1 pseudogene is annotated in these 251 nt (G+C 61.8%); it reads right to left on the bottom strand.

The window, feature by feature from the left end:
- Positions 1-212: pseudogene (locus tag KVT28_RS25825) on the bottom strand (efflux RND transporter periplasmic adaptor subunit); the annotation flags it as partial.
- Positions 213-251: the final 39 nt, after the last annotated feature.

The following is a 251-nucleotide window of genomic DNA, read 5'->3' as shown; positions in this document are numbered from 1 at the left end:
ACCACCGGCTGCTGCTGAACGTTAACCACATCACCCTCACCGCTGATCAGCCACACGTAAGGCTGTTTCGGCAGGCTGTGATCCGGGTTAAACACCGCGTTGGCCGGCACGCGCAGCAGCGGCGTGCCGTCGGAAGGGGGCAGGTTATGCATCTGCACTTTCACCGTGCCGCTCAGTCCGCTGACCTGCGGTAAATCCGTCGGACGCGGCATCCTCAGGACTACTTGCCAAGTTAGCGTGGGAGGATCACC

The sequence above is a fragment of the Pantoea sp. GbtcB22 genome, from assembly GCF_019091025.1.
Classification (GTDB): Bacteria; Pseudomonadota; Gammaproteobacteria; order Enterobacterales; family Enterobacteriaceae; genus Pantoea; species Pantoea leporis.
The sequence above is the reverse complement of the archived record's forward strand: the minus strand, read 5'-3'. Positions and strand labels throughout refer to the sequence as shown.